Annotated in this window: 20 protein-coding genes; 10 read left to right on the forward strand and 10 right to left on the reverse strand. The window is 71.4% G+C overall.

The window, feature by feature from the left end; all coding sequences use genetic code 11:
* Window positions 1-209: 209 nt before the first annotated feature.
* From glgB to ABD832_RS13715, 4 genes are all read right to left on the reverse strand, one after another.
* A complete protein-coding gene (gene glgB / locus ABD832_RS13700) occupies window positions 210-2,693 on the reverse strand; it encodes a 1,4-alpha-glucan branching protein GlgB (RefSeq protein WP_344893891.1) in 2,484 nt (827 codons plus the stop codon).
* Window positions 2,694-2,968: 275 nt separating this feature from the next.
* Entirely contained in the window at window positions 2,969-4,240 is a 1,272-nt protein-coding gene (locus ABD832_RS13705; RefSeq protein ID WP_344893894.1) for a copper amine oxidase, read from the reverse strand.
* Window positions 4,241-4,243: 3 nt separating this feature from the next.
* Window positions 4,244-4,915: a hypothetical protein gene (locus ABD832_RS13710; RefSeq protein WP_344893897.1), complete on the reverse strand. Its 672-nt coding sequence runs from the start codon at window positions 4,913-4,915 to the stop codon at window positions 4,244-4,246.
* A gap of 206 nt (window positions 4,916-5,121) precedes the next feature.
* Window positions 5,122-5,613 carry a GNAT family N-acetyltransferase gene (locus tag ABD832_RS13715; RefSeq protein WP_344893900.1) on the reverse strand — a complete coding sequence of 164 codons (492 nt, stop codon included), beginning with the start codon at window positions 5,611-5,613 and terminating at the stop codon, window positions 5,122-5,124.
* Window positions 5,614-6,312: 699 nt separating this feature from the next.
* Between ABD832_RS13715 and ABD832_RS13720 the strand changes: the two genes are divergently transcribed.
* The 6 genes from ABD832_RS13720 to ABD832_RS13745 all read left to right on the forward strand — a co-directional run bounded on the left by ABD832_RS13720 (window position 6,313) and on the right by ABD832_RS13745 (window position 12,416).
* Window positions 6,313-7,581, forward strand: coding sequence for an iron-containing redox enzyme family protein (locus tag ABD832_RS13720; protein ID WP_344893903.1), 1,269 nt, complete (start codon window positions 6,313-6,315; stop codon window positions 7,579-7,581).
* Window positions 7,578-7,898: a Rieske (2Fe-2S) protein gene (locus tag ABD832_RS13725; protein ID WP_344893906.1), complete on the forward strand. Its 321-nt coding sequence runs from the start codon at window positions 7,578-7,580 to the stop codon at window positions 7,896-7,898. The genes ABD832_RS13720 and ABD832_RS13725 overlap by 4 nt, the downstream gene beginning before the upstream one ends.
* A 9-nt stretch (window positions 7,899-7,907) precedes the next feature.
* Window positions 7,908-9,041 (forward strand): class I SAM-dependent methyltransferase, encoded by a 1,134-nt coding sequence (locus tag ABD832_RS13730; protein ID WP_344893909.1) that lies wholly within the window; start codon window positions 7,908-7,910, stop codon window positions 9,039-9,041.
* A 68-nt stretch (window positions 9,042-9,109) separates the two neighbouring features.
* On the forward strand, window positions 9,110-10,411 hold the full coding sequence (locus ABD832_RS13735) for an APC family permease (RefSeq protein WP_344893912.1): 1,302 nt from the start codon (window positions 9,110-9,112) through the stop codon (window positions 10,409-10,411).
* Window positions 10,412-10,570: 159 nt separating this feature from the next.
* Entirely contained in the window at window positions 10,571-10,819 is a 249-nt protein-coding gene (locus ABD832_RS13740; protein WP_344893915.1) for a hypothetical protein, read from the forward strand.
* Entirely contained in the window at window positions 10,803-12,416 is a 1,614-nt protein-coding gene (locus tag ABD832_RS13745; RefSeq protein ID WP_344893917.1) for a glycoside hydrolase family 13 protein, read from the forward strand. Before ABD832_RS13740 ends, ABD832_RS13745 begins: the two co-directional genes overlap by 17 nt.
* On the opposite strand, the gene ABD832_RS13750 is transcribed toward ABD832_RS13745, so the two are convergent.
* On the reverse strand, window positions 12,406-13,608 hold the full coding sequence (locus tag ABD832_RS13750) for a LacI family DNA-binding transcriptional regulator (RefSeq protein WP_344893920.1): 1,203 nt from the start codon (window positions 13,606-13,608) through the stop codon (window positions 12,406-12,408). The genes ABD832_RS13745 and ABD832_RS13750 overlap by 11 nt on opposite strands.
* A 160-nt stretch (window positions 13,609-13,768) precedes the next feature.
* On the opposite strand from ABD832_RS13750, the gene ABD832_RS13755 reads away from it, so the two are divergent.
* The gene (locus tag ABD832_RS13755; RefSeq protein WP_344893923.1) at window positions 13,769-14,674 is read left to right on the forward strand and encodes a phytanoyl-CoA dioxygenase family protein; all 906 of its coding nucleotides are present in this window, start codon (window positions 13,769-13,771) and stop codon (window positions 14,672-14,674) included.
* A 135-nt stretch (window positions 14,675-14,809) separates the two neighbouring features.
* Here ABD832_RS13755 and ABD832_RS13760 read toward each other — a convergent pair whose 3' ends face one another.
* Both ABD832_RS13760 and ABD832_RS13765 read right to left on the reverse strand, forming a co-directional pair.
* Window positions 14,810-15,712, reverse strand: coding sequence for a hypothetical protein (locus ABD832_RS13760; protein WP_344893927.1), 903 nt, complete (start codon window positions 15,710-15,712; stop codon window positions 14,810-14,812).
* Between the two features lie 23 nt (window positions 15,713-15,735).
* The gene (locus ABD832_RS13765; RefSeq protein WP_344893930.1) at window positions 15,736-15,990 is read right to left on the reverse strand and encodes a hypothetical protein; all 255 of its coding nucleotides are present in this window, start codon (window positions 15,988-15,990) and stop codon (window positions 15,736-15,738) included.
* A gap of 270 nt (window positions 15,991-16,260) precedes the next feature.
* Here ABD832_RS13765 and ABD832_RS13770 point away from each other — a divergent pair, with 270 nt between their 5' ends.
* Complete coding sequence (locus tag ABD832_RS13770; RefSeq protein ID WP_344893933.1) at window positions 16,261-17,475, forward strand: helix-turn-helix domain-containing protein; 1,215 nt, start codon at window positions 16,261-16,263, stop codon at window positions 17,473-17,475.
* A 153-nt stretch (window positions 17,476-17,628) separates the two neighbouring features.
* A complete protein-coding gene (locus ABD832_RS13775; RefSeq protein WP_344893936.1) occupies window positions 17,629-18,429 on the forward strand; it encodes an SAM-dependent methyltransferase in 801 nt (266 codons plus the stop codon).
* A gap of 119 nt (window positions 18,430-18,548) precedes the next feature.
* Here the strand turns inward: ABD832_RS13775 and ABD832_RS13780 are convergent, their stop codons facing one another.
* Entirely contained in the window at window positions 18,549-19,739 is a 1,191-nt protein-coding gene (locus tag ABD832_RS13780) for a cytochrome P450 (RefSeq protein WP_344893939.1), read from the reverse strand.
* Window positions 19,740-19,914: 175 nt separating this feature from the next.
* On the opposite strand from ABD832_RS13780, the gene ABD832_RS13785 reads away from it, so the two are divergent.
* Window positions 19,915-20,535, forward strand: a complete 621-nt coding sequence (locus tag ABD832_RS13785; RefSeq protein WP_344893942.1) for an L-threonylcarbamoyladenylate synthase — start codon at window positions 19,915-19,917, stop codon at window positions 20,533-20,535.
* A gap of 28 nt (window positions 20,536-20,563) precedes the next feature.
* On the opposite strand, the gene ABD832_RS13790 is transcribed toward ABD832_RS13785, so the two are convergent.
* Together ABD832_RS13790 and treS are read right to left on the reverse strand one after the other, a co-directional pair.
* Window positions 20,564-21,877, reverse strand: a complete 1,314-nt coding sequence (locus ABD832_RS13790) for a maltokinase N-terminal cap-like domain-containing protein (RefSeq protein ID WP_344893945.1) — start codon at window positions 21,875-21,877, stop codon at window positions 20,564-20,566.
* Window positions 21,878-21,881: 4 nt separating this feature from the next.
* Window positions 21,882-23,585, reverse strand: coding sequence for a maltose alpha-D-glucosyltransferase (gene treS, locus ABD832_RS13795; protein ID WP_344893948.1), 1,704 nt, complete (start codon window positions 23,583-23,585; stop codon window positions 21,882-21,884).
* Between the last annotated feature and the right edge of the window lie 5 nt (window positions 23,586-23,590).

A 23,590-nucleotide genomic window follows, 5' to 3' on the forward strand; every position in this document is an offset into this window, starting at 1 on the left:
CATCGGGGATGACGGCCCGTGAACGGGCCGGGGCCGGCTTGGCCTGGGGAGGCGCGCCCGGTACGCAGAAGGGACGGGCGGGGAACGCGGGCGGGCCGGTCGCACCGGGGTGCGACCGGCCCGGGTCCGTTCCCGAGGACGGGAGTCTGCGGAATCCCGCGGGACCCTTGCGGAACCTTGCGGGACTTTGCGGACGGGGAGATCTCGGGTCAGGCGGGTCCGGCCCCGCCGCCCTTCGGCCCCTCGTCGGCGACCGGCCGGACGACCGGCTCGGCCGCGGGTGCGGTGACCGGTTCGGTGACCGGCTCGGCCGCGGGTGCCGCCACCGGCTCAGTGGCGGGTGCGGGCACCGGCTCGGTAGCGGGCGCCGTCACAGGCTCGGTAGCGGGTTCGGTGACCGGCGCGAGCGCGGGGGCCGGTTCGGCCGCCGCCTCCAGCCGCTCCACGGCCATCTCCTGCTCCGTCCGCTCCAGGACCGTCCCCTGCTCCGCGACCCCGACGGCCCCGACGGCCTCGGCCGCGTCCTCCACGACGGGCTTGGGCATCCCGGGGTGGCGCAGCCACAGGGCGCCCAGCGGCGGGACGCTCAGCGAGGCCGAGTACGGCAGGCCGTGGCGCGGCTCCTCGACGGCCTCGACGCTGCCGAGGTTGCCCACGCCGCTGCCCGCGTAGTCGTAGGCGTCGGTGTTGAGCACCTCCTCCCACCGGCCGGGGAAGGGCAGCCCGAGACGGTAGTCCCGGTGCGTCGCGCCGGAGAAGTTGGCCACGCAGGCCACCGCGGAGCCGTCCTCGGCGTACCGCAGGAAGGAGAACGTGTTGCCCAGCGCGTCGTCGGCGTCGATCCAGCGGAAACCCTCCGGGGAGGTGTCCAGGCTCCACAGCGCCGGGGACTCCCGGTAGACCCGGTTCAGGTCGCGGACCAGCCGCTGCACCCCCCGGTGCCCGTCGAAGTCCAGCACCCACCAGTCCAGGCCGCGCTCCTCCGACCACTCCGAGCCCTGGCCGAACTCGCACCCCATGAACAGCAGCTGCTTGCCCGGGTGCGCCCACATGAAGGCGTAGAGCGCGCGCAGGTTCGCGAACCGCTGCCACTCGTCACCGGACATCTTGCCGAGCAGCGACCCCTTGCCGTGCACCACCTCGTCGTGCGACAACGGCAGCACGAAGTTCTCCGAGTACGCGTACATCAGCGAGAACGTCATCTGGTGGTGGTGGTACTGCCGGAAGACCGGCTCGTGCTTGAGGTAGGCCAGGGTGTCGTGCATCCAGCCCATGTTCCACTTGAACCCGAAGCCGAGCCCGCCCAGGTGGACCGGGCGGGAGACGCCCGGCCACGCGGTCGACTCCTCGGCGATGGTCACGATGCCCGGCGCCTCGCGGTAGGCGACCGCGTTCATCTCCTTGAGGAACGCCACGGCGTCGAGGTTCTCCCGGCCGCCGTACTCGTTGGGCGTCCACTCGCCCTCGCGCCGCGAGTAGTCCAGGTAGAGCATCGAGGCGACCGCGTCCACCCGCAACCCGTCGACGTGGAACTCGCGCAGCCAGTACACCGCGTTGGCGACCAGGAAGTTGCGCACCTCCCGGCGGCCGAAGTCGAAGATGTAGGTGCCCCACTCCGGGTGCTCGCCGCGCGCCGGGTCGGCGTGCTCGTACAGCGGGGTGCCGTCGAACCGGGCCAGCGCCCACTCGTCCATCGGGAAGTGCGCGGGCACCCAGTCGACCAGCACGCCGATGCCCGCCGCGTGCAGGCTGTCGACCAGATGGCGGAAGTCGTCGGGGGAGCCGAACCGGGACGTCGGCGCGTAGTAGGACGTCACCTGGTAGCCCCACGAGCCGCCGAACGGGTGCTCGGCCACCGGCATGAGCTCCACGTGGGTGAAGCCCATCTCCGTCACGTACTCGACGAGCTGGACGGCCAGCTCCCGGTACGACAGGCCCGGACGCCACGAGCCGAGGTGCACCTCGTAGACGCTCATCGGCGCGTGCGTCGCGCCGCTCTCGGTCCGGCGCCGCATCCACTCCTCGTCGTGCCAGTCGTACTCCGACCTCTCGATGATCGAGGCGGTCGCGGGCGGCAGCTCGGTGCGCCGGGCCATGGGGTCGGCCTTGGCGCGCCAGACCCCGTCGGCGCCCAGGATGCTGAACTTGTACCGGTCGCCGGGGCCCAGCCCGGGGACGAACAGCTCCCACACGCCCGACCTGCCGAGCGAGCGCATCGGGTACGCCACGCCGTCCCAGTGGTTGAAGTCGCCGATGACCCGGACGCCGCGGGCGTTGGGCGCCCACACGGCGAAGGCGGTGCCCTCGGCGTCCTCGTGCCGCATGACCCGGGCGCCGAGGACCTCCCAGAGCCGCTCGTGCCGTCCCTCGCCGATGAGGTGCAGGTCCACCTCGCCCAGCGTGGGCCAGTACCGGTAGGGGTCGAGGGCCTCGTACGGCTCGGCGCCGGGGTAGGAGACCCGGAGCCGGTAGTCGGGGATCTTGTCCAGGCCGGGGATCGTCACCGCGAACACGCCGTGGGCGACGTGCTCCATGTCGTGGGCCTCGCCGTCCACGAGCACCTGGACCTGCCGCGCCATCGGCCGCAGCGTCCGGATCGTCACACCCTCGGGACCCGGATGGGACCCGAGGATCGAGTGCGGGTCATGGTGCGCTCCGCCCGCGAGCCGGTCCAGGTCCAGGTGCGCGTTCATGCTTACTCCCGTAGATCGTTGGCCCCTACCTTGCCCTACTCGGGTGCTCCACCCATGCCCCTGTCCGCTATCACCATGCGCGTCGGGAAAACGTGCGGAGGGGAGTGAGGTGAAAGTCACGATGACGGGTCGTGCGGGGCCTGTCCCAGCACTTTCCGCCGACCGTATCCGATCATGGATCGACTCCGGGGAGGACGCTCCGGACGGACGGGTCCCGGCGGTGACGCCGGGCGGGGTCCGGTCCCGGGGCAGCGGGGGTAGCGGGGCCGCGGGGCTCAGTACGGGTTCTTGGCGGTGACGTCGCGCGGGGTGATGCGGAACCCCTGCCAGTGGCTCGGCATCGGGTCGGCGTCCTCGTCGCGCGGGACGTGGTGGAAGCCGACGTTGACCCACAGGACGGGGTCGGCGACCCGCTCCCCGTTGACGTAGCGGTCGACGGACCGGGCGCACCGCGGGGAGGGGTTGACCGTCGCCAGCCGCTCGCAGGCGTGGTAGTCGGTGACGTAGAGGTCGGCCCGGGTGAAGGCCTCGTCCGCCGGGCCGCGGTACTGCGCGCTGTCGGAGTTGTTGATCTCCCAGGAGACGGGGTGCCGGTCGGCGTTGCGCACCTTGCGGTCCACCACCCGCCACCAGCGCATCGGCTTGCTCACCGTCGCGGTCTCGGTGGTGAACGCCGTCCGGGCGAGCCGCCGGTTCGCGGTGCCGGAACCGGTGAAGTCGTACTGCTCCACCACGTCGTCGGCCCGTCCCGCGACGTCGAAGTCCAGCCGCCAGAAGACGTTGTGCGTGTGACTGGCCTCGAACTTCGTCTCGCCCACCCCGATCGGCCAGCCGTACTCCGGCGTGGTGGTGAACCCGGCGAGGGACCCGGTGGCCCCCACCCGGGGGGTGATCGCGCCGTCGTCGGCGAAGGCCCACTCGGCGAGGTAGGTGTACCAGCCGACCTGGAAGGCGGCGAACACCACCAGCTCACGGCCCTGGGCCGTCACGTTCAGCCGGTCGGGGACCGCCTTGAGGTGCGCGTGGCCGCGGGCCCGGGTCGTCACGCAGACGAACTGCTCGCGGCGCTCGCCGAGCGGGCAGTCGGCGGCCCGCAGCGGGACGGCGGTGTGCCCCAGCGACCCGATGTCGTGGTAGCGCGGACGGCCTCGGTCGTACGGGACGTGGATCTGGGCCAGCGAGGTGCTGCGCAGCACGGTGAGCGCCCGCTGGCCCCGGGGGGTGTAGACGATCCTGCTCAGGGTCAGCCCCTCGACGTTGCGCATCTCCCAGCAGAGCTGCCAGCGCGCCCCGTTGGGCAGGGTCTTGTCGATCCGGTACGGCGCGTTGCACGGCGCCGCGGGGGGCGGGCTGGGCACCGCCCCCGCGGGGGCGGCCATCGGAGGCGGGCCGGACGCGGTGGCCGATCCCGGCGGCCCGGTGGTCACGGTGGCCGAGGTGGCCGATCCCGGCGGCCCGGTGGTCGCGGCGGTCGCCTCCGACGGCGCGGCCGGTGCGGTGAGGACCCCGGCGAGCAGGGCGCAGGACAGCAGGAAGCGCAGGGACACCGGTCACCACTCCAGGGTGTGGATCTTCTTGGCGGACAGGTCGACGACGATCCGGCTGGTGTCCAGCCAGGTGGCGTCGGGCAGCCGGACGAACAGCCGCAGGCACCGGTGGGTCTCGCACTGGCGCGCGGACCCGCTCTCACCGGACGGGGTGAAGATCAGCCCGCGCAGCCCCAGGGCCGTCGCGGACCGCAGCGGACCGCCCCCGGCCTTGGCGTACGCCTCGCGCAGCCCCCTGGCGTACCGCGGGTCTCCCAGCAGGAGCCCGGCCGCGGTGTTCTCCTCCTCCTTGGACGGCGGCGGCTGCACCCCCCGCGCCACGGTCTCCCGTACGACCGTGCCCCGGCCGAGGTCCACCGTCCGCACGATGAGCCGGTCGCCGCCGTAGTCGTACAGGTAGGCGTCGGCGCGGCGGTGGCCCGCGGAGTCCTTGTCGTCGTCGCGCTCCACGTAGAGCAGCTTGGTCCGGCCCGCGGCCAGGTGCGACCGGGAGCCCGCCGACGCGATCGCACCGGCCCGCGCCACCTCCTGCCCGGTCAGCGGATCCTCCAGCGCCGGCAGGCGCGCGGAGGAACCGGCGGCCCGCGACCCCTGCTCGCCGGAGACGAGCAGCATCGCCCCGGCGGCGACGACCACCCCCGCCCCGGCGGCCATGACGATCAGCCTTCGTCCCATCAGCGCCCCTTTACTCACCGTTGACATTCCCTTGCGAAGGGTAGCGATCGAGGAAAGTCGGGACGGCTTGAAAGGGGTATTGCGCCATTGGTCGCCATCGTTGGCGTTTGCGTGCTCGACCGGCTTCCGCGGCACGCCGGAAGCTTGCGCGGCATACCAAAAGGCCATAGCGACGTATCAGGAGATGTGCGGCACGTCAGGTAGTCCTACGGCACGTCGGGGAGCAGCTCCCACTCCTCCCAGGAGATGTCCCGCCCCGGCCAGCGGACCGAGGTGTAGGGCCAGGAGCCCGCGAGCCAGGCGCGGACCGCGGCCTCCAGTTCCTCCTCCAGGCCGGTGCCCTCCTCGTCGGCCCGCACCCAGAACGACACGTCGGCGTCGGCCCCGCGCTTCTCCGGCGGCTCGACGTAGACGCACCCGAGCAGGCGCGACCCGTCGGGGCTCGTCACCGCGTAGTTGAACGACCTGCGCAGCAGGGCCTCCTTCTGGTGCCAGGCCAGGTCGATCAGGTTCTCCTCCAGCGTCATGCCGTCGAGCGGCCAGCCGCCTCCCAGGGGGAAGCGCTCCCGCAGCCGGTCGGCGCTGCTCATCACGGCGTCGAAGTCGCGTACGGCGTCGTGCACCGTGATGGGCCGGATGTGGAACCGCCGGTGCCGGACGCCCGGGGGGATCTCGTGGGTTCTCGGTAGGAACGACATGCGGGCCAGCCTGCCGCGCCCGTCTTGGCACCGGCTGAACCCGCGCTTGGCGAAGATCGGCGCAGGACCGAAAACAGGACCGAACAGGATTCGGTCGTCTTTTTCTTCAATCTTCGGATGCCCGCTAATCGTATTCTTCCCCGCGATTACGTTGTCGCGCCGTGATGGAAGGGCGCCGGACGGTGAAACTCCACGCGTCAACCGCAGGTCGGAGGGGTGAGTTGACGTCCATCCGGATGCCGTGCTTTCCGGAGACGGGAAGAGAGTGGATTTCCCGTGACCGGCGGCCTGCGCCACGTGGAAATTTGTGCGTCCGCTCCCGCTCCGGAACCACCATCTCCGCGGGACGAGCGATGGCAGGAGAATCTCCGTATGACCGGCTTGCCCCGATTGGGGCGCTGTATTAGCATCTGCGATGCAAAGCGCGGGGAAGTGAAGAGATAGAGGGTACAGGGAAGCGGAACACGGGGTCGTCTCAGTCCGATACAACGCAGTCCGATCTCGACGCAGGCTTGGACGTACCCTTTTCACAGGTGACCTCCGACCTGCGATCGACCATGCTCCAGAAACTGTTCTTCTCTCGTGGAAGGCGCTCTTGACATGACGTTCGTAGGACCACTCCAGGAGCCTGTTTCCGTCGGGGAATCGGTGTCGGAACTGACCGCCGCATCGAGTTACCGGCCGACCGGGAATCCCTATGTGAACGACACCCCGTATCACCGTCCGCTGGACGCCGAACGGCTCTCCAGGATCAAGTGGGATCAGCCGCTGTCGGAAGAGGGACTGCTTTCCGATGAAAGCCTGGTCGTCAACCGGCTGCTGATGAACATTTACGAAAGTGACGCGCTCTTCCTGCCGTCCTCGGGGCTCGCAGGAAAAGAGAAGCAGTTCGAGGAATTCTACGGGCGGAAGGCACGGCTCCATTCCGACATCGTGCGGCCGGTCGCCGAGTCCTATGTGTTCGACTCCCTCGGGGCGGATGTCCGAATAAACGGCCGCTGGGACTGCGACGCCCTGGAGGCGCACGTCCTGGCCGCCATCGACGAGGCGGTGAACGACGACCGCCCGGCGCTGCGCGCGATCGAGCAGGCGGCGGACCCGCGGCGGGCGGCCGAGATGATGATCGCGCAAATGGCGCTCGACGGCCTCACCGAGGCGACCGCGATGTCTCAGAATCTGGGCGGCGCGTACGGGCCGGAGCAGAGCGAGGTCTTCAAGATATTCATCGACGAATTCGGGTACGGCGTCTTCGACGCGAAGCACAGCACCCTGTTCGTCGAGCTCTGCCGCAGCGTGGGAATGAGCGCCGAACCGCACCACTACTGGTTCTCCTACCTGCCCAGCTGGATGGCCGGGAACAACTACTTCTACAAGGTCACCAAGAACCGGTCGGAGTTCTTCCGCTACATCGGCGGCATGGCCTTCCTGGAGGCGACGTTCGCGCCGTCCTTCGCCGCCATGACGAAGACGTTCCGCGCGGTCTACGGCGACGGGATCGACACCCGCTACTTCGACGAGCACGCCCACATCGACCAGCACCACGGCCGGATGGCGGTGAACGACCTCCTGCTGCCGCTCGCCCGCAAGCACGGCGACTTCGCCATCCGCGAGCTGCTGCGCGGCATCGAGGACGTCCGGGCCCTGGGCAGGCTCAACGACGCGGACCTGGTCGGGCAGCTCACCTGGCGGCCGGAGGCCGTCACCGCGGACACGGGCTCCCGCGACGACCGGGACGACCCGCGCGAGATCGACTCCGGCACGCCGTTCGAGACGATGGTCAGCGACCACGACATGACCGTCTCGGTGCTGTCCGGTACCGCCGCGCTGCACTGGAGCGCCACCGGGGAGCCGCTGGAGGTCACCGCGGGCCAGGCGGTGCGCGTCCCCAGGGGGCGGCTGTACGGTCTGCGGTCCGAGGGGGGCGCCACGCTCGCCTTCACCCGGTCGGCCACGCGGGCCGGCTCGTGAGCGCTCGCGTCCGGGTGGAACTGGAGTGGCCCCGGCACAACGCCGTGCGCGCCGGTGACGAGACGTACTTCTTCCTGGAGCGTTCCGGTTCCGTCCACCTGATCCACAGCCGCTGCCCGCACCGCGGCGGCCCGCTCCACCTCGGTGAGATCGAGGACGAACGGCTGCGGTGCCCCTGGCACGGCAGCACCTTTCGCGTCGACCGCCTCTGCGACCGCGCCGTCCCCACGATCCAGCGCGGTTCCAGCGTCGTCGCCTACCTGCCGGCCGGTCTCGGCGAGGCGGTCCCGGTACACCAGATGGTTTTCGCGAGCTAGGGGCGATTCATGACACCCATCATCAAGAACGTCGAGGGCGTACCGAACGGCTCGGAGCCCGCGGCCGAGTCGCTCTTCTGGTCCGAGGTCGCCGGTGCCGACGCCCTGCTGAAGCACGGCATGGACGCGATGAACCGGCGCGACTACACCACCGCCGCCAACCTGTTCGCGGGGGCGGGAGGGGCACAGCCCGGGTACGGCCCGGCGAACCTCCTGTTCAACCGCGCGGTGCGCCAGCTCGTGCCGCGCTGGCACTTCGCGATGCTCAACGACCAGGCCCGCAACGAGGCCTACCGCAAGGCCATCTCCGCCGTGGTGCGCCCCGGCGACCTGGTGCTGGACATCGGGACCGGGGCCGGGCTGCTGTCGCTGCTGGCCGTCGAGGCCGGTGCCGAGATGGTGGTCACCTGCGAGATGGAACCGGTCATCGCCGCGATCGCCCGGCGGACCATGGTCGTGAACGGCGTGGACTCCCGGGTGAAAGTCGTGGAGGCGAAGTCGACCGACCTGCGGGTGGGCGTCGACCTCCCCCGCCGGGCGGACGTGCTGCTCACCGAGATCTTCGACTGCGCGCTGCTCGGCGAGGGCGCGCTGCCGAGCTTCGAGCACGCCCGCCGGGAGCTGCTGCGCCCGGACGCCGTCATCGCGCCGCAGGGCGCCCGGCTGTGGGGCCGGCTCGTCGAGAGCGAGGAGCTGTTCGCCCGCAACCACGTGGGCAACGTCTACGACTTCGACATGACGCTCTTCCAGCAGTTCAGGTCGATGGAGTACTTCTCGACGTACCTGTCCAGCTACCGGCACCGGCTGCTCGGCGACCCGTTCCCGCTGTTCGACTTCGACTTCCGTACCGGGGAGTGCGAGCGGGAGCGCGTCGTGCCGGCGCCGGTGACGGCCGACGGCACCTGCCACGCGATCGTCATGTGGTTCGAGCTCGACCTGGCCGGGGGCATCACCCTGTCCAACGGTCCCGAGGACCACGGGACGCACTGGCGGCAGGCGGTGCAGACCTTCGAGCGTCCCCTGCCCTGCCGCGCCGGCGATCCGCTGCGGCTGCTCGCGTCCCACGACGACGACCGGGTGCTGGTGCGGCCCGGACCCCTCGGTGCCGCCCCGGGCGGCGAGTCCGCTTCCGGACACAGGTAGCCGACAACCCCCGAGGATGGGCGGGCGTCCACCGTCGTCCCCGTACTTCCGCCCATATTGAGGAGAAGATGAGTACCACGGCTGATTCATCCAAGGAACTGCACAAGACCCTGACGATCAGCCGGGGCGTCGGCCTGGCGGTCAGCATGATCGTCGGCAGTGGGCTGCTGGTGCTCCCGGGGCTCGCCTACGCCTCCGTGGGATCCGCGGCGGTCTTCGCCTGGGTCGCGGCGGCGATCATGGTGATCCCCCTGCTGCTGGTCTTCTCGAAGCTCGGCTCGCGCTACCCCAGCGCGGGCGGGGTGATCGGCTTCATGCAGGCCGCCTTCGGGAGGCGCGTCGCCTCGCCCGTCGCCTACGTGCTGCTCGGCGCCACGGCCTGCGGCGGGGCGGCCATGGCGATCACCGGGGGCAACTACACGGCCGTGCTGCTCGGCATGCCGGACGCCGTCTTCCCGGCGACGCTGGCCTACCTGGCGGTGGTGGCCGTGCTGAACGCCCTGGGGTCGCGGCTGGCGGGCGGGGTCCAGACGGTCGTCACCGCGCTGCTGGTGCTGCTCATCGCGGTCGTCGCGGCCGTGCCGTTCGTCACCCCCGGCTTCGAGATGCAGGGCTCGGTGTCGTTGCCGATGAACTGGCTCGACCTGCTCCCGGCGGTCGGGCTGGTCTTCTTCGCCTTCACCGGCTGGGAACTGGTCGCCTCGACCACGGAGGAGTACCACAACCCCCGGCGCGACCTGCCGCTGGTGCTGGCCGCCTCCTTCGTCGTCATCGTGGTCCTGTACGTGGGCATCGCCACCGCGGTGCAGGTGTCGCTGGACCCGAACGACCCGATGGTCCGGCAGGCGCCGGTGGCGGCGGTCCTGAGGCAGGTCTTCGGTGCCGCGGCCGGGATCGCGGCCGCGGTGCTCGGCGCCCTGATCGTCTTCGCGACGCTGATGGGCGGCACCTGGGCCACCTCGCGGATCATCTTCGCCACCGCCCGCGAGCGCCTGCTGCCCGCGCGGCTGACCGTGTGCAACAGGGTCAACGGGGCCCCCGTCGCGGCCATCGTGGTCGCCGTGCTGATGTTCGGCACGGTCGTGGTCCTGTACGGCGCCGGGGTGCTCACGCTGGACCAGGTCTTCCGGCTGTCGGCGGTGAACTTCATTATCGGCTACGCCATGTCGGCCCTGGCCTACGGCACCCTGTTCAGGGGGCCCAGGAACTGGCTGCTGGTGGTGCTCGCGTGCGCCCCGGTGGTGGTGCTCCTGATCGGCTTCGGCTGGATGCTGCTCTACCCCCTCGGGCTGCTGATCGCGGGCTCGGTGGTGCACGTGCTGACCGCCGAGAAGGACCCGGTGCCGGTGGCGGCACCCCCGGCCGACTGAGCCGGTACGGGGTCCGGCGCACGCCGGACGGGACCCGTCCCCGGCACCGTCCCGGACCTCCCGGCTCGGGGACGGGTCCGGGACGGGGCCCGTCCGGTGTACCGCGGGGTCTCACGGGTAGCACCGGACCGGGCACACGGACGGAAGAGGATGACAGCCATGGCACTGGTCGATCGGGACGACGTCCGCGAGCTGCTGACGTCGCCGGACCCCGACGCGACGCTGGTCTACGTCGAAGGCGCCTGCCGGGTCGTCCCGGCGGACCGGGTCGAGGGACTGAGCGTCGTCAGCCGCCGTGAGCTGCAGGAGCAGCTCGGCGAGGACGCGGCGGGCGGCGAGCCGAGCGACGAGCGGCTCGACGAGCTGGCGCACCGGCTGGACACCGTGGTCCGTGAGCTCGGTGGCTGACCGGCCGCCCTCCGCGCGGGACCCGTGGTGGCGGACCGCCGCCATCTACCAGATCTACCTGCGCAGCTTCGCCGACGGCGACGGTGACGGCGTGGGGGACCTAGCGGGGCTGCGCGACCGCCTGCCCTACCTGGCGGAGCTCGGCGCGGACGCCCTGTGGATCACCCCGTGGTACCCGTCGCCGATGGTCGACGGCGGCTACGACGTGGCCGACCACCGCGACATCGACCCGGTCTTCGGCACGCTCGCCGAGGCCGGGAGCCTGATCGAGGAGGCCCACGCGCTGGGCGTCCGGATCATCGTCGACATCGTGCCCAACCACTGCTCCGACCGGCACTCCTGGTTCCAGGAGGCGCTCGCGGCCGGGCCGGGGTCGCCCGCGCGCGAGCGCTTCTGGTTCCACGCCGGTGACGAGCCGCCGAACGACTGGCCCGCGGCGTTCGGCGGGCGCGCGTGGACCCGGGTGCCGGACGGCGAGTGGTACCTGCACCTGTACGCGCCCGAGCAGCCCGACCTCAACTGGAACCACCCGGACGTGCACGCGGACTTCGAGCGGACCCTGCGCTTCTGGCTCGACCGCGGGGTGGACGGCTTCCGCATCGACGTCGCCCCCGCCCTGGTCAAGGCCGAAGGGCTGCCGGACCTGGCCGGGTACCCGGGGCACGTGCCCTGGAAGGACCAGGAGGCGGTGCACGAGATCTACCGCGCCTGGCGGGCTGTGGCCGACTCCTACCCCGGCGAGCGGATCTTCGTGGGAGAGATCTGGCTGCCCGACCAGGCGCGCATCGCGCGCTACCTGCGCCCGGACGAGCTGCACACGGCCTTCAACTTCGCCATGCTCACCTGCGCCTGGGACGCGGGCGACCTGCGCGAGGTGATCGACACGACGCTGGCCGAGCACGCGAAGGTGGGCGCCCCGCCGACCTGGGTGCTGTCCAACCACGACGTCCCCCGGCTCGTCACCCGCTACGGGCGGGCGGACACCACCTTCGGCCCGCACTACTTCTCCGACGTGCACGGCTCGCCCGCCGACCTCGAACTCGGCACCCGGCGCGCCAGGGCCGCCGCGCTGCTGAGCACCGCCCTGCCCGGTGGCGTGTACGTCTACCAGGGCGAGGAGCTCGGCCTGCCCGGTGTCGAGGACCTGCCCGCGGAGGTGCTGCGGGACCCGACGTGGGTCCGTTCCGGTCACACGGTCAAGGGCCGCGACGGCTCCCGGGTGCCGCTGCCGTGGTCGGGCCCGGAGCCGCCGTTCGGATTCGGCACGGGTGAGCCCTGGCTGCCGCAACCGGCCGGATGGGCCGCGCGCACCGTCGAGGCGCAGACCGGCGACCCGGACTCGACGCTCGCCCTCTACCGCGCCGCCCTGCGTGCCCGGCGCGCCGTCACCGGCGACCTGACGTGGCTGGACGCCGGCGACGCAGGCGGTGCCGCGCCGGACGTGCTGGCCTTCTCCCGGGACGCGGGCTTCACCTGCGTGATCAACCTCTCCGGCGAGGCGGTGCCGCTGCCGCCGTACGAGAGCGTCGTGCTGGCGAGCGGCCCGCTGGAGGGCGGGCTGCTGCCGCCCGACACCGGGGTGTGGCTCATCCGCTGAGCACGCTCCCCGCGGAGCGCCCGGCGGTGCTCTCGCGGATCACCAGCCGGTACGCGGTCACGATCCTGCGCGCGGGTGGACGGGCGGGGGCCATGACGGTGTCGGCGGCGGGGTCCGCGAGCTCCGCGAGCTCCGCGGGGGTGTCGGCGGGATCCGGTGCGGCCGGCTCGCCGGTGCCGGGATCCGCGGCGCCCGTGAGCTCCGGCACGGCGGGGGAGGCGGCCGTCCGGCCGAGGCGGGTCGTGCCGGGGACCGGCGGCTTCAGCAACCGGTCGGCCAGGCAGGCGACGGCCCTCTTGGCGATCTCCGACTTGTCCGGGGCCACGGTGGTCAGCGACGGGGTGGCGTACCGCCCGTCCTCGATGTCGTCGAACCCGCACACCGCCAGGTCCCCCGGTACGGTCAGGCCGCGTTCCAGCGCCACCCGCATCGCCCCCAGGGCGAGCTGGTCGCTGAAGCAGACGATCGCGTCCGGGGCGTGCCCCTCGTCCAGCAGCCACCGCATGGCCCGTGCCCCGTCGGCCCGGTGCAGGGCGTCCACCGGCACCTCCAGCGCGGGGTCGTGGGGCGCGCCGGCGTCGCGCAACGCCTGACGGTACCCCGTCACCCGCTGCCGTGCCGTGCCGTTGGCCAGGTGCGGCTGCACGCCGATCGCCGCGATCCGGCGGCGGCCCAGCTCGATCAGGTGCCGGGTCGCCTCGGCCGAGGCCGCCACCGAGTCCACGCTCACGTGGTCGATCAGCCCGGCGGCGTCCTGCTCGCCGAGCAGGACCAGCGGCACGGCGTCGGCACGCCGCCGCAGGTCGGCCGGGGACAGGCCCCAGGGGCTCATGATCAGGCCGTCGATCATCTGCCCCGGCATGCCCTCGAGCAGCCGGCGCTCGCGGTCGGGGTCGCCGTCGGTCTGGTCGACCAGCAGCGTCCAGGAGTGCTCCTGCGCCTCCTGCACCAGCAGGGACGCCAGTTCCCCGAAGTAGGGAGAGTCGATCTCCGGTATGACCAGCCCGATGAGCCCGGACCGGCCGCCGCGCAGCCGCCGCGCCGCCGCGTTCGGGCGGTAGCGCAGCTCCTCCAGGGCCTTCTGCACGCGCCGCCGCGTCTCCGGGGCGACCAGCGGGAAGTCGTTGACGACGTTGGACACCGTCCGCACGGAGACCCCGGCCCGTGCCGCCACTTCCTTGAGACCGGCCACCGGCCCTCCCTCACATCTGCCTCGTCCGCCCCGGACCGGCCCGGCGGCGACCGCGTCGCGGCACCCGGGCACCGATCATCGATCCTATTCTGCCACCGGCACTTGCAACGTTGCATGCCACGATGCAATATAGACGTGTCCGGCAGATGAGGAGAGTGCCATGACCGACACGACACATCGCGCGACGGCCCCGGTGGCCGCCGGAGAAGTCCCCGCGGGTCCCGTACGGGCGGGCTGGAAGAACGCGCACATGGACGAGGCGGGCACGGCCCAGGCCGTCGAGGACCTGTACCGCGACGGGATCACGGCCCGTCAGGGCGCCTTCGAGGCCGCGTGGGTGGACCAGGTGGCCGAGGACCTCGACATCGCCTTCAAGGAGGCGCTCACCCGCGAGGGCGGCGCGGTCGGCCGCGGCCCGAACCGCTTCTACGTCGAGATCCACCCCGAGCAGATGCGCGGTTTCGTCGACCTGGTCACGCACCCGTGGGTCGTCGCGGTCTGCACGGCCGTGCTGGGTCCCCGGTACGAGATCGTCGAGCTGGGCTTCGACGTGCCGCTGGCCGGGGCGGTCGACCAGCCCTGGCACCGCGACTTCCCGATGCCCGAGGAGACCCGGGCGAACCGCAGGCTCACCTCGCTGGCGTTCAACCTCACCGCCGTGGACACCGAGCCCGACATGGGCCCCTTCGAGATCGCCCCGGGCACCCAGTGGGACGACGAGCCGTCGTTCGACCACGGCATGTTCCCGCCCCGGGACACCTGGTCGCGCTACATCGAGCGCGCGGTGCGCAAGCACCCGAGGCGCGGCGACATCTCGGCCCGCTCGGCCCTGACGATCCACCGGGGCACGGTCAACCACTCGCAGAAGTCCCGGCCGGTGCTCGTCCTGGGCGTCGACGCCCCCGGCGCGGGCAACGCCGCGCACCACGACATGGCGGTCACCCACGGATACCGGGAGAGCCTGCCGGCCCAGGTGCGCGACCACCTGCCCTGTCCGGCCGTGGACGAGCTGCGGCCGATCACGCAGAAGCACACGATCGAGGGCCTGGTGATGGGGGAGGCGTGAGCCCTCCCGATCCCCGCCCTCCCGGCGCCCGCCTTCCCGGTCGCGGTCACGGTCCCGGCTTCGGTCGCGGCCCGGGTCCCGGTCGCGGCCCCGGTCCCGGTTCCGGCGGGGGGCGTCCGCGGGCGGGGCGTTTCGTCACTCCGGGGGTGCGAACTCCTCCCCGCACGTCCCGCAGACGATGGAGCCGCGTTCCCACACCGCGGGGGTGACCTGCAGGCGGCGGGCCGGCATGCAGCAGCACGTGACGGCGAACCGGGTCCCGTCGCGGCCACGTGCCTCCCGCCCCGGGACCTCCTGCGGCGCGTCTCCGGACACCGGGAGCGAGGCGGCCGTGGCCGTGCCCTCCGTGCCCTGGTCGCTCTCGGACGGGCGTAGCCGGGCCCGCTGCGGGCTGTCGAGGTAGGGCAGGCGCTCGGCGTCCAGGGCGTCGATCTGCGCCCGGTAGGACTCCGCGGTGGCGTCGGTGATCGTGCAGTCGGAGTAGCCGGTGATCGGGGCGGGCCGGTCGGGACCGGCCAGGCCCAGCTCGGCGGCCAGGCGCACGAACCGCTTGTTGTGGTAGCGGTACCCGTTGCTGGTCTCCTTGACGCCGCGCACGTGGGCCAGGGCGTGGGCGGCCTCGTGCAGCAGGGCCTGCATCACGTGGCGCCCGCCGAGGCCGATCAGCTCCCCGGAGGCGAACAGTTCCGGGGAGCTGCCGGACTGCGCGGTCCAGGTGTCGGGCCCGAAGTGGCCCCAGTTCATCCACCGGCCGTCGCGCCCCTGACCGGTGATCATCACCACCCGGGGGACGTCGGGGTGGCGGGCGCGGACCGTGGCCCACGCGCCCTCCAGCACGGTGATGATGTGGCTGCCGTGCTCGCGCTCCGGCTCCCGCTCGTGCGGGACGTCCGGCTCACCCGCGGGCCCGTGCCCGGTCCCGTGCCCGGTCCGGGGCCCTGCCGCGGGCTCGCACCCGCACCCGGTCTCCGGCGCGTGTACGGGCTCGCGTGCGGTCTCGCGCTCACGCACGGGTTCGGCGGGGACGGGCGTCTCCATTCGTCCTTCTTAACATGTACATGCTAAGAACGGCGTTCCGGCCCCGTCCAGGAGGCGGCCTGCTCGGCACGCATGTGCTCGGCGTAGACGTCGTACACCTTGAAGGGGTCGAGGATGAGCGTGACGGGCATCCGGCCGCACATGCACCCCACGGGGAAGACGTCCTCTCCGGCCTCGGCCGAGGCGATGATGTCCTGCTCCCCGATCACCGGGCCGTGCGCGCGGTGGTCGATGAGCGGATCCTCCCGCCAGTGGGCGGCCGCGCGACCCGCCCTCATCGTCCGCCGTCCCGGGCGTCACGGCACGGACCCGTTCCGGCCCCGGCCGAAGGCCGCGTTCCCGGGAAGGGCCCGGAGAAGGGCCCGGGGAACGGGCCGGGGAGGGACCGGCGGGGCGAAGGCCCGGCACCGGCATGAGGATGATCCATGTGACGCCCCCCGTGTCCCGGAACGAGGTGTCCACTGTAGTGAACACTTGATCGGTGTTATCGTTCCCTCTGCTTTCGCCTTCTGTCAACCTTGAGGGACCGCGAGGATCGGGGTGGGGTCGTGACGTCGCCGCCGCTGGCCGAGCGGCTCAACCGGCTGTTCGCGGCGACCCCGAACCCGGAGACCGGCCGGCCCTACAAGCTGCGCGAAGCCGCCCGGATGATCACTGCAGGGAAGGCCGCGGACGGCACGGACTTCCCGCCGACGCCGATCGTCGTGGGCTACCTGTCGCAGCTGACCTCCGGCCAGCGCAGCGGGCTCTCGCTTGACAAGGCGCTGGGCATCGCGTGGTTCTTCGGCATCGACGTCCAGGAGCTGGCGACGGCCCGCCACCCCGGCCGGACGGCCGCGCCGGACACCCGCCTGACGAGCGAGCCCACCCACCCCTACCCCGCCTCGTCGGTCTTCCTGGCGCACCGGCCCGCCGAGCAGGTCGGGCCGAACCGGCTCGGCGCCCGGCTGCGGAGCATGCGCGACGAGCACGGCCTGACGGCGGCCGAGGCCGCGGACGCGATCGGTGTCGACGAGAGCGTGGTCACCGGCATCGAGGACGGCACCGCCGAGCTCCAGCCCACCGACCTGGAGGAACTGCTGCTGCTGTACGGGGTGAACGACCCCTACCAGCGGGAGCTGCTGGCGGCGGTGGCGCGCGGCGAGCACGACGACGCCTGGTGGTACGACGACGTGAGCAGGCTGCCGCTGTGGCTGCTGGTCAACCTCGCGGTGGAGGACGGCGCGGAACTGCTGCGCTCGTACAACAACGACACCGTGCCGGCGCTGCTGCAAACCGAGCGGTACGCGCGCGCCTCCCGCCTGGCGGTCCACCACCCCGACCCCGCGCCGGAGCAGATCGACCTGGCCTGGCGGATCCTGCGCAGGCGCCAGGAGCGGGTGCTCGACGGGACGCTGCGGATCTGGGCGGTGGTGCAGGAGCACGCCCTGCTGGACCCGATCGGCGGCCCGGACGTGCTGCTGGAACAGCTCGCCCACCTGGCCGAGGCGGCCGAGCGGCCGCACGTCGCCCTGCAGGTGAACCTGACCCGGGACGGCCGCTACCGGCCGCGGGGCGGGGCGTTCAGCCTGTTCGGCGTCGGCCAGGGGGCGGACGCCGTGTACGTGCCGCAGCTCGTCACCGACAACATGATCACCGACCCGCTGCAGGTCGCGGAGTACCGGATGGCCCACACCCGGCTGAGCCTGTCGGCCGAGCCCGCGGCCCGCACGCCGAAGGTCCTGGCGGAGTTCCGGCGGAGGATCCTCGACGGCACCCGGTAGGCGCGGTACCCGGCGGAAATCACTTTTGAACGAGCCATTGTTATTTCCGTGATGAAAATCCCCGTCGTCATCGCGTATCGGATGATTTCCACTCTACGATCAATGGCCTGTCGTGCCACCTTTCTCCCCTCAGCGCCGACGGAAGGAAACCGCATGGAGGATCGCGAACGCGCCCCCGGTATCGATCCGGCCAAGGCCAATCCGGCCCGGATGTACGACTACTACATCGGCGGGAACACCCACTATCCCGCCGACATCGCCGCGGCCGAGGCCGCCATGCGGGCCAGCCCGTACGTGCAGAAGGCGTGCAGGGAGAACCGGCATTTCCTGCGCCGGGTCGTGCGTTTCATGCACGGTGAGGGGATCCGCCAGTTCCTCGACATCGGCGCGGGCCTGCCCACGGCGGGCAACGTCCACGAGCTCGCCCCGGACGCGCGCGTCGTGTACGTCGACAACGACCCGGTCGTGCTGATCCACGCGCAGACGCTGATGTCCGACAGCGGGAACGTGCGGGTGGTCGAGGGCGACGCCCGTACCCCCGGGGGCATCCTGTCCGACCCCACCGTCAGGGAGTTCCTGGACTGGGACGAGCCGATCGGCCTGCTGATGATCGGCCTGCTGCACTTCGTGGCCGACGCCGACGACCCGTACGGGGCGGTGCGGGAGTTCCGCGACGCCCTGCCCGCCGGGAGCCACCTGGGCATCTCCCACGGCACGGCCGTGGGCTTCGAGGAGTACGTGGAGTCGCTGGAGAAGGCGTACTCGCGCGCCTCGGCGTCCCCGTCCCTGCGGCCCCTGGAGCGGATCGTCCCCTTCCTCGACGGCCTGGAGGTGGTCGAGCCCGGCGTCGTCCCCATCACCACCTGGCACCCGGACGGCATCGCCGAGGGGCTGGGACCGGACCAGGTGGGGATCTACGGCGGCGTCGGCCGGGTCCGGTCCGCAGGGGCCTAGCGGGTCCTGACGACGGTCCGCAGGGGTCCAACAGGCCCTGACGACGGTGCGCAGGGACCGGCGGGCCCTGACGACGGGTCTGCAAGGACCGGCGGGCCCCTGACGACGGTGTGCAAGGACTAGCGGGCCTTGACGACGGTGCGCAGGGAACCGAAGCCGCGCATGTTCGCCGAGTGGACGCGCTCGGCCTCGCCGACCTCGTAGTCCTCCCGGACCGCGGCCACGAGCTCCTCCAGGACCACGCGGGCCTCCAGACGGGCCAGCGAGGCGCCGAGGCAGAAGTGGGCGCCCGTCCCGAAGGACAGCAGGCGCGAGGTGTCCCGGCCCAGCAGGAACCGCTCCGGGTCGGGGAACACCCGCGGGTCGTGGTTGGCCGCGGCGCCGAGCAGCAGCATCCGCGACCCCTCCGGGACGACCTGCCCGTACAGCTCGACGTCGCGGGTGACGCGGCGGGCGACCATCTGCCCGGAGCTGTCGTAGCGCAGGGTCTCCTCGATCCAGGGGCCGACGCCGCCCCCGCCCGGGGCGAACGCCACGGCCCGCTGATCGGGGTTGCGCGCGGCCTGGTACCAGGCGTTGCCCAGCAGCTTGGCCGTGCTCTCGTTCCCGGCCACGCCCAGCAGCATCAGCACCGCGCGGACGTCGGTGACCGACAGGCGCCGGCCGTCGATCTCGGCGGCGAGCAGGGCCGAGACCATGTCGTCGCCGGGACGGGCGCGGCGCTCGGCGATCAGTTCCTCGTAGTAGCGCATCAGGACGCCGGTGGCCTCCCGGCCCGCGGCTGGCATGGTGAACGACTCGTCGCGGGCGATCATCAGGTTCGACAGGCGCAGCACCTCCTCCCGGTCGGCCTCGGGGACGCCGACGAGCTCGGAGATCACGTCCACCGGGACCCGCTGGGCCAGGTCGCCGACGAAGTCGAACTCCCCGGCCTCCAGGACGACCGCGAGGCGGGCGCGGGTGAGCTCGCGGATCCGCGGCTCCAGGTCCATGACGCGCCGCGGGGAGAAGCCCCGGGAGACCAGGGCGCGGAAGTTCGTGTGCTCGGGCGGGTCCATGCTGATGAACGAGGACCGTTCCCTGGCCTGGGGGGACCACAGCTCCAGGGAGACGCCGTAGGCGCTGGAGTACAGCCCGGTGTCCCGGAACGCCGCCCAGACGTCCGCGTGCCGCGACAGCGCCCAGAACGGCAGCTCGGGGATCGTGCTGAGGTACAACGGCGCCTCCTCGCGCAGGCGCTCGTAGACGGGGTAGGGGTCCTCGTGGAGCGCGTGGTCGAAGGGGTTGTAGCCGATCGGCGTGTGGGACACGGGACCTCTCAGGTCGTGGGGCTCCCGGGGACGGGGCGAACACCACATGATGATCGTCCCCGCCCGTGTGATCAAGCCCCCGTCCGCGCCGGGACCGCCGCCGGGCCGCTGCGGCGGGGACCCGGCTCCCGCTCCGGCGCGAGTGATCCACGGAACAGAACCTAAGCTCTGGGGTGTGGCGAAATACTTCGACGTACATCCGGACAGTCCCCAACCACGGCTGATCGGCCAGGTGGTCGATCTTCTGCGCGCGGACGGGTTGATCGCGTACCCCACGGACTCGGGCTACGCGCTGGGGTGCCAGATGGGGAGCAAGGAGGGCATCGACCGGATCAGGGAGATCCGCGACCTCGACAGCGACCACCACTTCACCCTGATCTGCCGGGACTTCGCGCAGTTCGGCACGTTCGTTCAGGTGAGCAACGCGCTGTTCCGCTCGGTCAAGGCGGCGACCCCCGGCGGGTACACGTTCATCCTCCCCGCGACCAGGGAGGTGCCGCGGCGGCTGCTGCACCCCCGGAAGAAGACGGTCGGCGTCCGCATCCCCGACCACGTCGTCACCCAGGCGTTGCTGGCCGAGCTCGGCGAACCGCTGGTGTCGAGCACCCTGCTGATGCCCGGCGAGACCGAGCCGCAGACCCAGGGCTGGGACATCAAGGAGAGGCTCGACCACGTGGTGGACGCCGTCATCGACTCCGGTGAGTGCGGCGCCACCCCGACGACGGTCGTCGACCTCTCCCAGGACGAGCCCGTGATCCTCCGCCGGGGCAGCGGAGACCCGTCCCCGTTCGAGTAGACGCCCGGCACGCCGCGTGAGCAGGGGCCTAGCGGCCCATCTGGAAGGCCGACATCGGGATGTGCATCCAGGTGGGCCGGTTGCGGGCCTCGTAGAGGACCTCGTAGGCGGCCTTGTCCAGCTCCAGGGCACGGAGCAGGACGGCGTCCTCGGCGCGCAGGTGGCCGCCGCCGGCGGAGTAGCCGGCCAGGAACGACGACCGGTTGAGCTCGGCCCACTCCACCGCGCGGGGACGCAGTTCGTCGGCGTCGGAGTGGTCGGCCAGCAGGTGACGGGCGGCGTAGTCGAAGGAGCGCAGCATGCCGGCCACGTCCCGCAGCGGGGAGGCCAGGGCCCGGCGCTCGGCCATGGGCTGGCCCGGCTCGCCCTCGAAGTCCAGGACGATCCAGTCGGTGGTGGTGCGCATCACCTGGCCCAGGTGGTAGTCACCGTGCACCCGCTGGACCCGCGTCTCGGAGGCCACGTCGGTGACGCGCTGGTAGGCCTCCTCGGCCACGTGGGCGTACTCGCCCAGCTCGGGCACCTCCTCCACCGCGGTGCCCAGGCGGCGGCGGAACTCCTCGACCATCCGCTTGACCTCCTGCGGCTCGATCGTGTCCGTCGGGAAGGCGGCGGCGAGCTCGTGGTGGATCTGGGCGGTGGTGATCCCCAGGCGGTAGGCCTCGGAGCTGAAGTCGCCGCCCGCGTCGGAGGCCGACCCCTCCAGCGACCCGTACAGGTCGCGGACGCTGGCCAGCGCCAGTGCCCAGCCGTCGTTGGAGTTCGGCAGGAACTCCTGGGTCATCGCCAGCGTGGTGGGCTCGCCGTCCAGGTCGGCCTCGATCCAGCCGTACGGGCGGGCGATGTTCCGGCCGCCGTGCCGGGCCAGGGCGGTGACGATCTCCAGCTCGGGGTTGACCCCGGCGTTCAGGCGGCGGAAGAGCTTGCAGATGTAGGTCTCGCCGTAGACCAGCGAGGTGTTGGACTGCTCGGCGCCCAGGACCAGGCTGCGCAGGGAGGTGTCGATCTCCACGCCCTCGACGTGACGGAAGCGCAGCGGCCCCGTGTCGCGGCCCTCGGCCATGCCCTCCAGCAGGGCCACGGTGAGGTCGGCGTCGTAGGCGGCGTCGTAGTAGCCCTCGCCGATGTGGGCGGCCTTGAAATGGGCCCACTCCGGTGCCTCGCTGCCCAGCAGGAGCTGGTAGCGGTCGCGGGCACCGGCCTGGTGGACCGAGATGATCAGATGGCGTAGACGGGGTGACAACTCGACGTCCGAATCGACGACGAGATCGTCGATCGGGCGCCCCTTACCGGCGAACCAACGCTGATGGGTGATCCAACCGGTAAGGAGCTCCGTCAACACGGCGTTACGCCTCCTGGGACGCGGGCGGCAAGGTGAACCAGTAGAACCCATGCCCAGGGAGCGTCAAAAGATACGGAAGTTCGCCAATTGAAGGGAAGGGAACCCCGCCCATCGTCTCCACCGGAACGGATCCTTCGAAACGGCGGAGGTCGAGCTCCACCGGCTGGGGGAACCGTGACAGATTGTTGACGCAGAGCATACGGTCGTCGCCCAGCTCGCGGACGAAGGCCAGCACGCTCGGGTTGGAGGAGTTCAGCTCGGTGAACTCGCCCAGCCCGAAGACCGGGTGCCGCTTGCGGATGTCGATCATGCGCTTGGTCCAGTGCAGCAGCGAGCCCGCGCTGCGCTGCTGGGCCTCGACGTTGAGCGCCTGGAAACCGTAGATCGGGTCCATGATGACCGGCAGGTAGAGCCGGCCCGGGTCGCACTCGGAGAACCCGGCGTTGCGGTCCGGGCTCCACTGCATCGGGGTACGGACGCCGTCGCGGTCGCCCAGCCAGATGTTGTCGCCCATCCCGATCTCATCGCCGTAGTACAGCACGGGAGATCCCGGAAGGGAGAGCAGCAGCGCCGTGAACAGCTCGATCTGGTTGCGGTCGTTCTCCAGCAGCGGCGCCAGCCGCCGCCGGATGCCGACGTTGGCCCGCATCCGCGGGTCCTTGGCGTACTCCGAGTACATGTAGTCGCGCTCGTCGTCGGTCACCATCTCGAGGGTGAGCTCGTCGTGGTTGCGCAGGAAGATGCCCCACTGGCAGTTCTCCGGGATCTTCGGCGTCTGGGCCATGATCTCGGAGATGGGGTAGCGCGACTCCCGCCTGACCGCCATGAAGATGCGCGGCATCAGCGGGAAGTGGAACGCCATGTGGCACTCGTCGCCCCCGGTGGCCGGGTCGCCGAAGTACTCGACCACGTCGGCGGGCCACTGGTTGGCCTCGGCCAGCAGCACCCGGTCGGGGTAGAGCCGGTCGACCTCGGCCCTGACCCGCTTGAGGTACTCGTGGGTGCGGGGCAGGTTCTCGCAGTTGGTGCCGTCGACCTCGAACAGGTACGGGATGGCGTCCATCCGGAAACCGTCGATGCCCAGGTCCAGCCAGAAGCGCAGGACCTCCAGCATCGCGTCCTGCACGTCGGGGTTCTCGTAGTTCAGGTCGGGCTGGTGGCTGAAGAAGCGGTGCCAGTAGTACTGCCCGCGGACCGGGTCGTGGGTCCAGTTCGACGTCTCGGTGTCGACGAAGATGATCCGGGCGTCCTTGTAGAGCTCGTCGTTGTCGTTCCAGACGTAGAAGTCGCCGAACGGGCCCTCCGGGTCGTGCCGGGAGGCCTGGAACCACGGGTGCTGGTCACTGGTGTGGTTCATCACCAGGTCGGCGATGACCCGCATGCCGCGCTTGTGCGCCTCGTCGACCAGCTTCACGAAATCCCCGAGGTCGCCGAAGTCAGGCAGGATCTTCATGAAGTCGGCGATGTCGTACCCGCCGTCACGCAGCGGCGACTCGTACAGCGGCAGCAGCCAGAGGCAGTCCACGCCCAGCCACTGGAGGTAGTCCAGTTTCTGGATGAGACCGCGGATGTCTCCGGTGCCGTCGCCGTTGGAATCGGCGAAGCCCCGGATGAGAACCTCGTAGAAGACGGCACGCTTGAACCAGTACGGATCGCGCGGCTTTTCCTCGTCGAAGGTGTTCGGGATGGGCTCGTGTAGCTGACTCACCAGTG

The sequence above is a fragment of the Streptosporangium longisporum genome, assembly GCF_039534895.1.
GTDB lineage: Bacteria > Actinomycetota > Actinomycetes > Streptosporangiales > Streptosporangiaceae > Streptosporangium > Streptosporangium longisporum.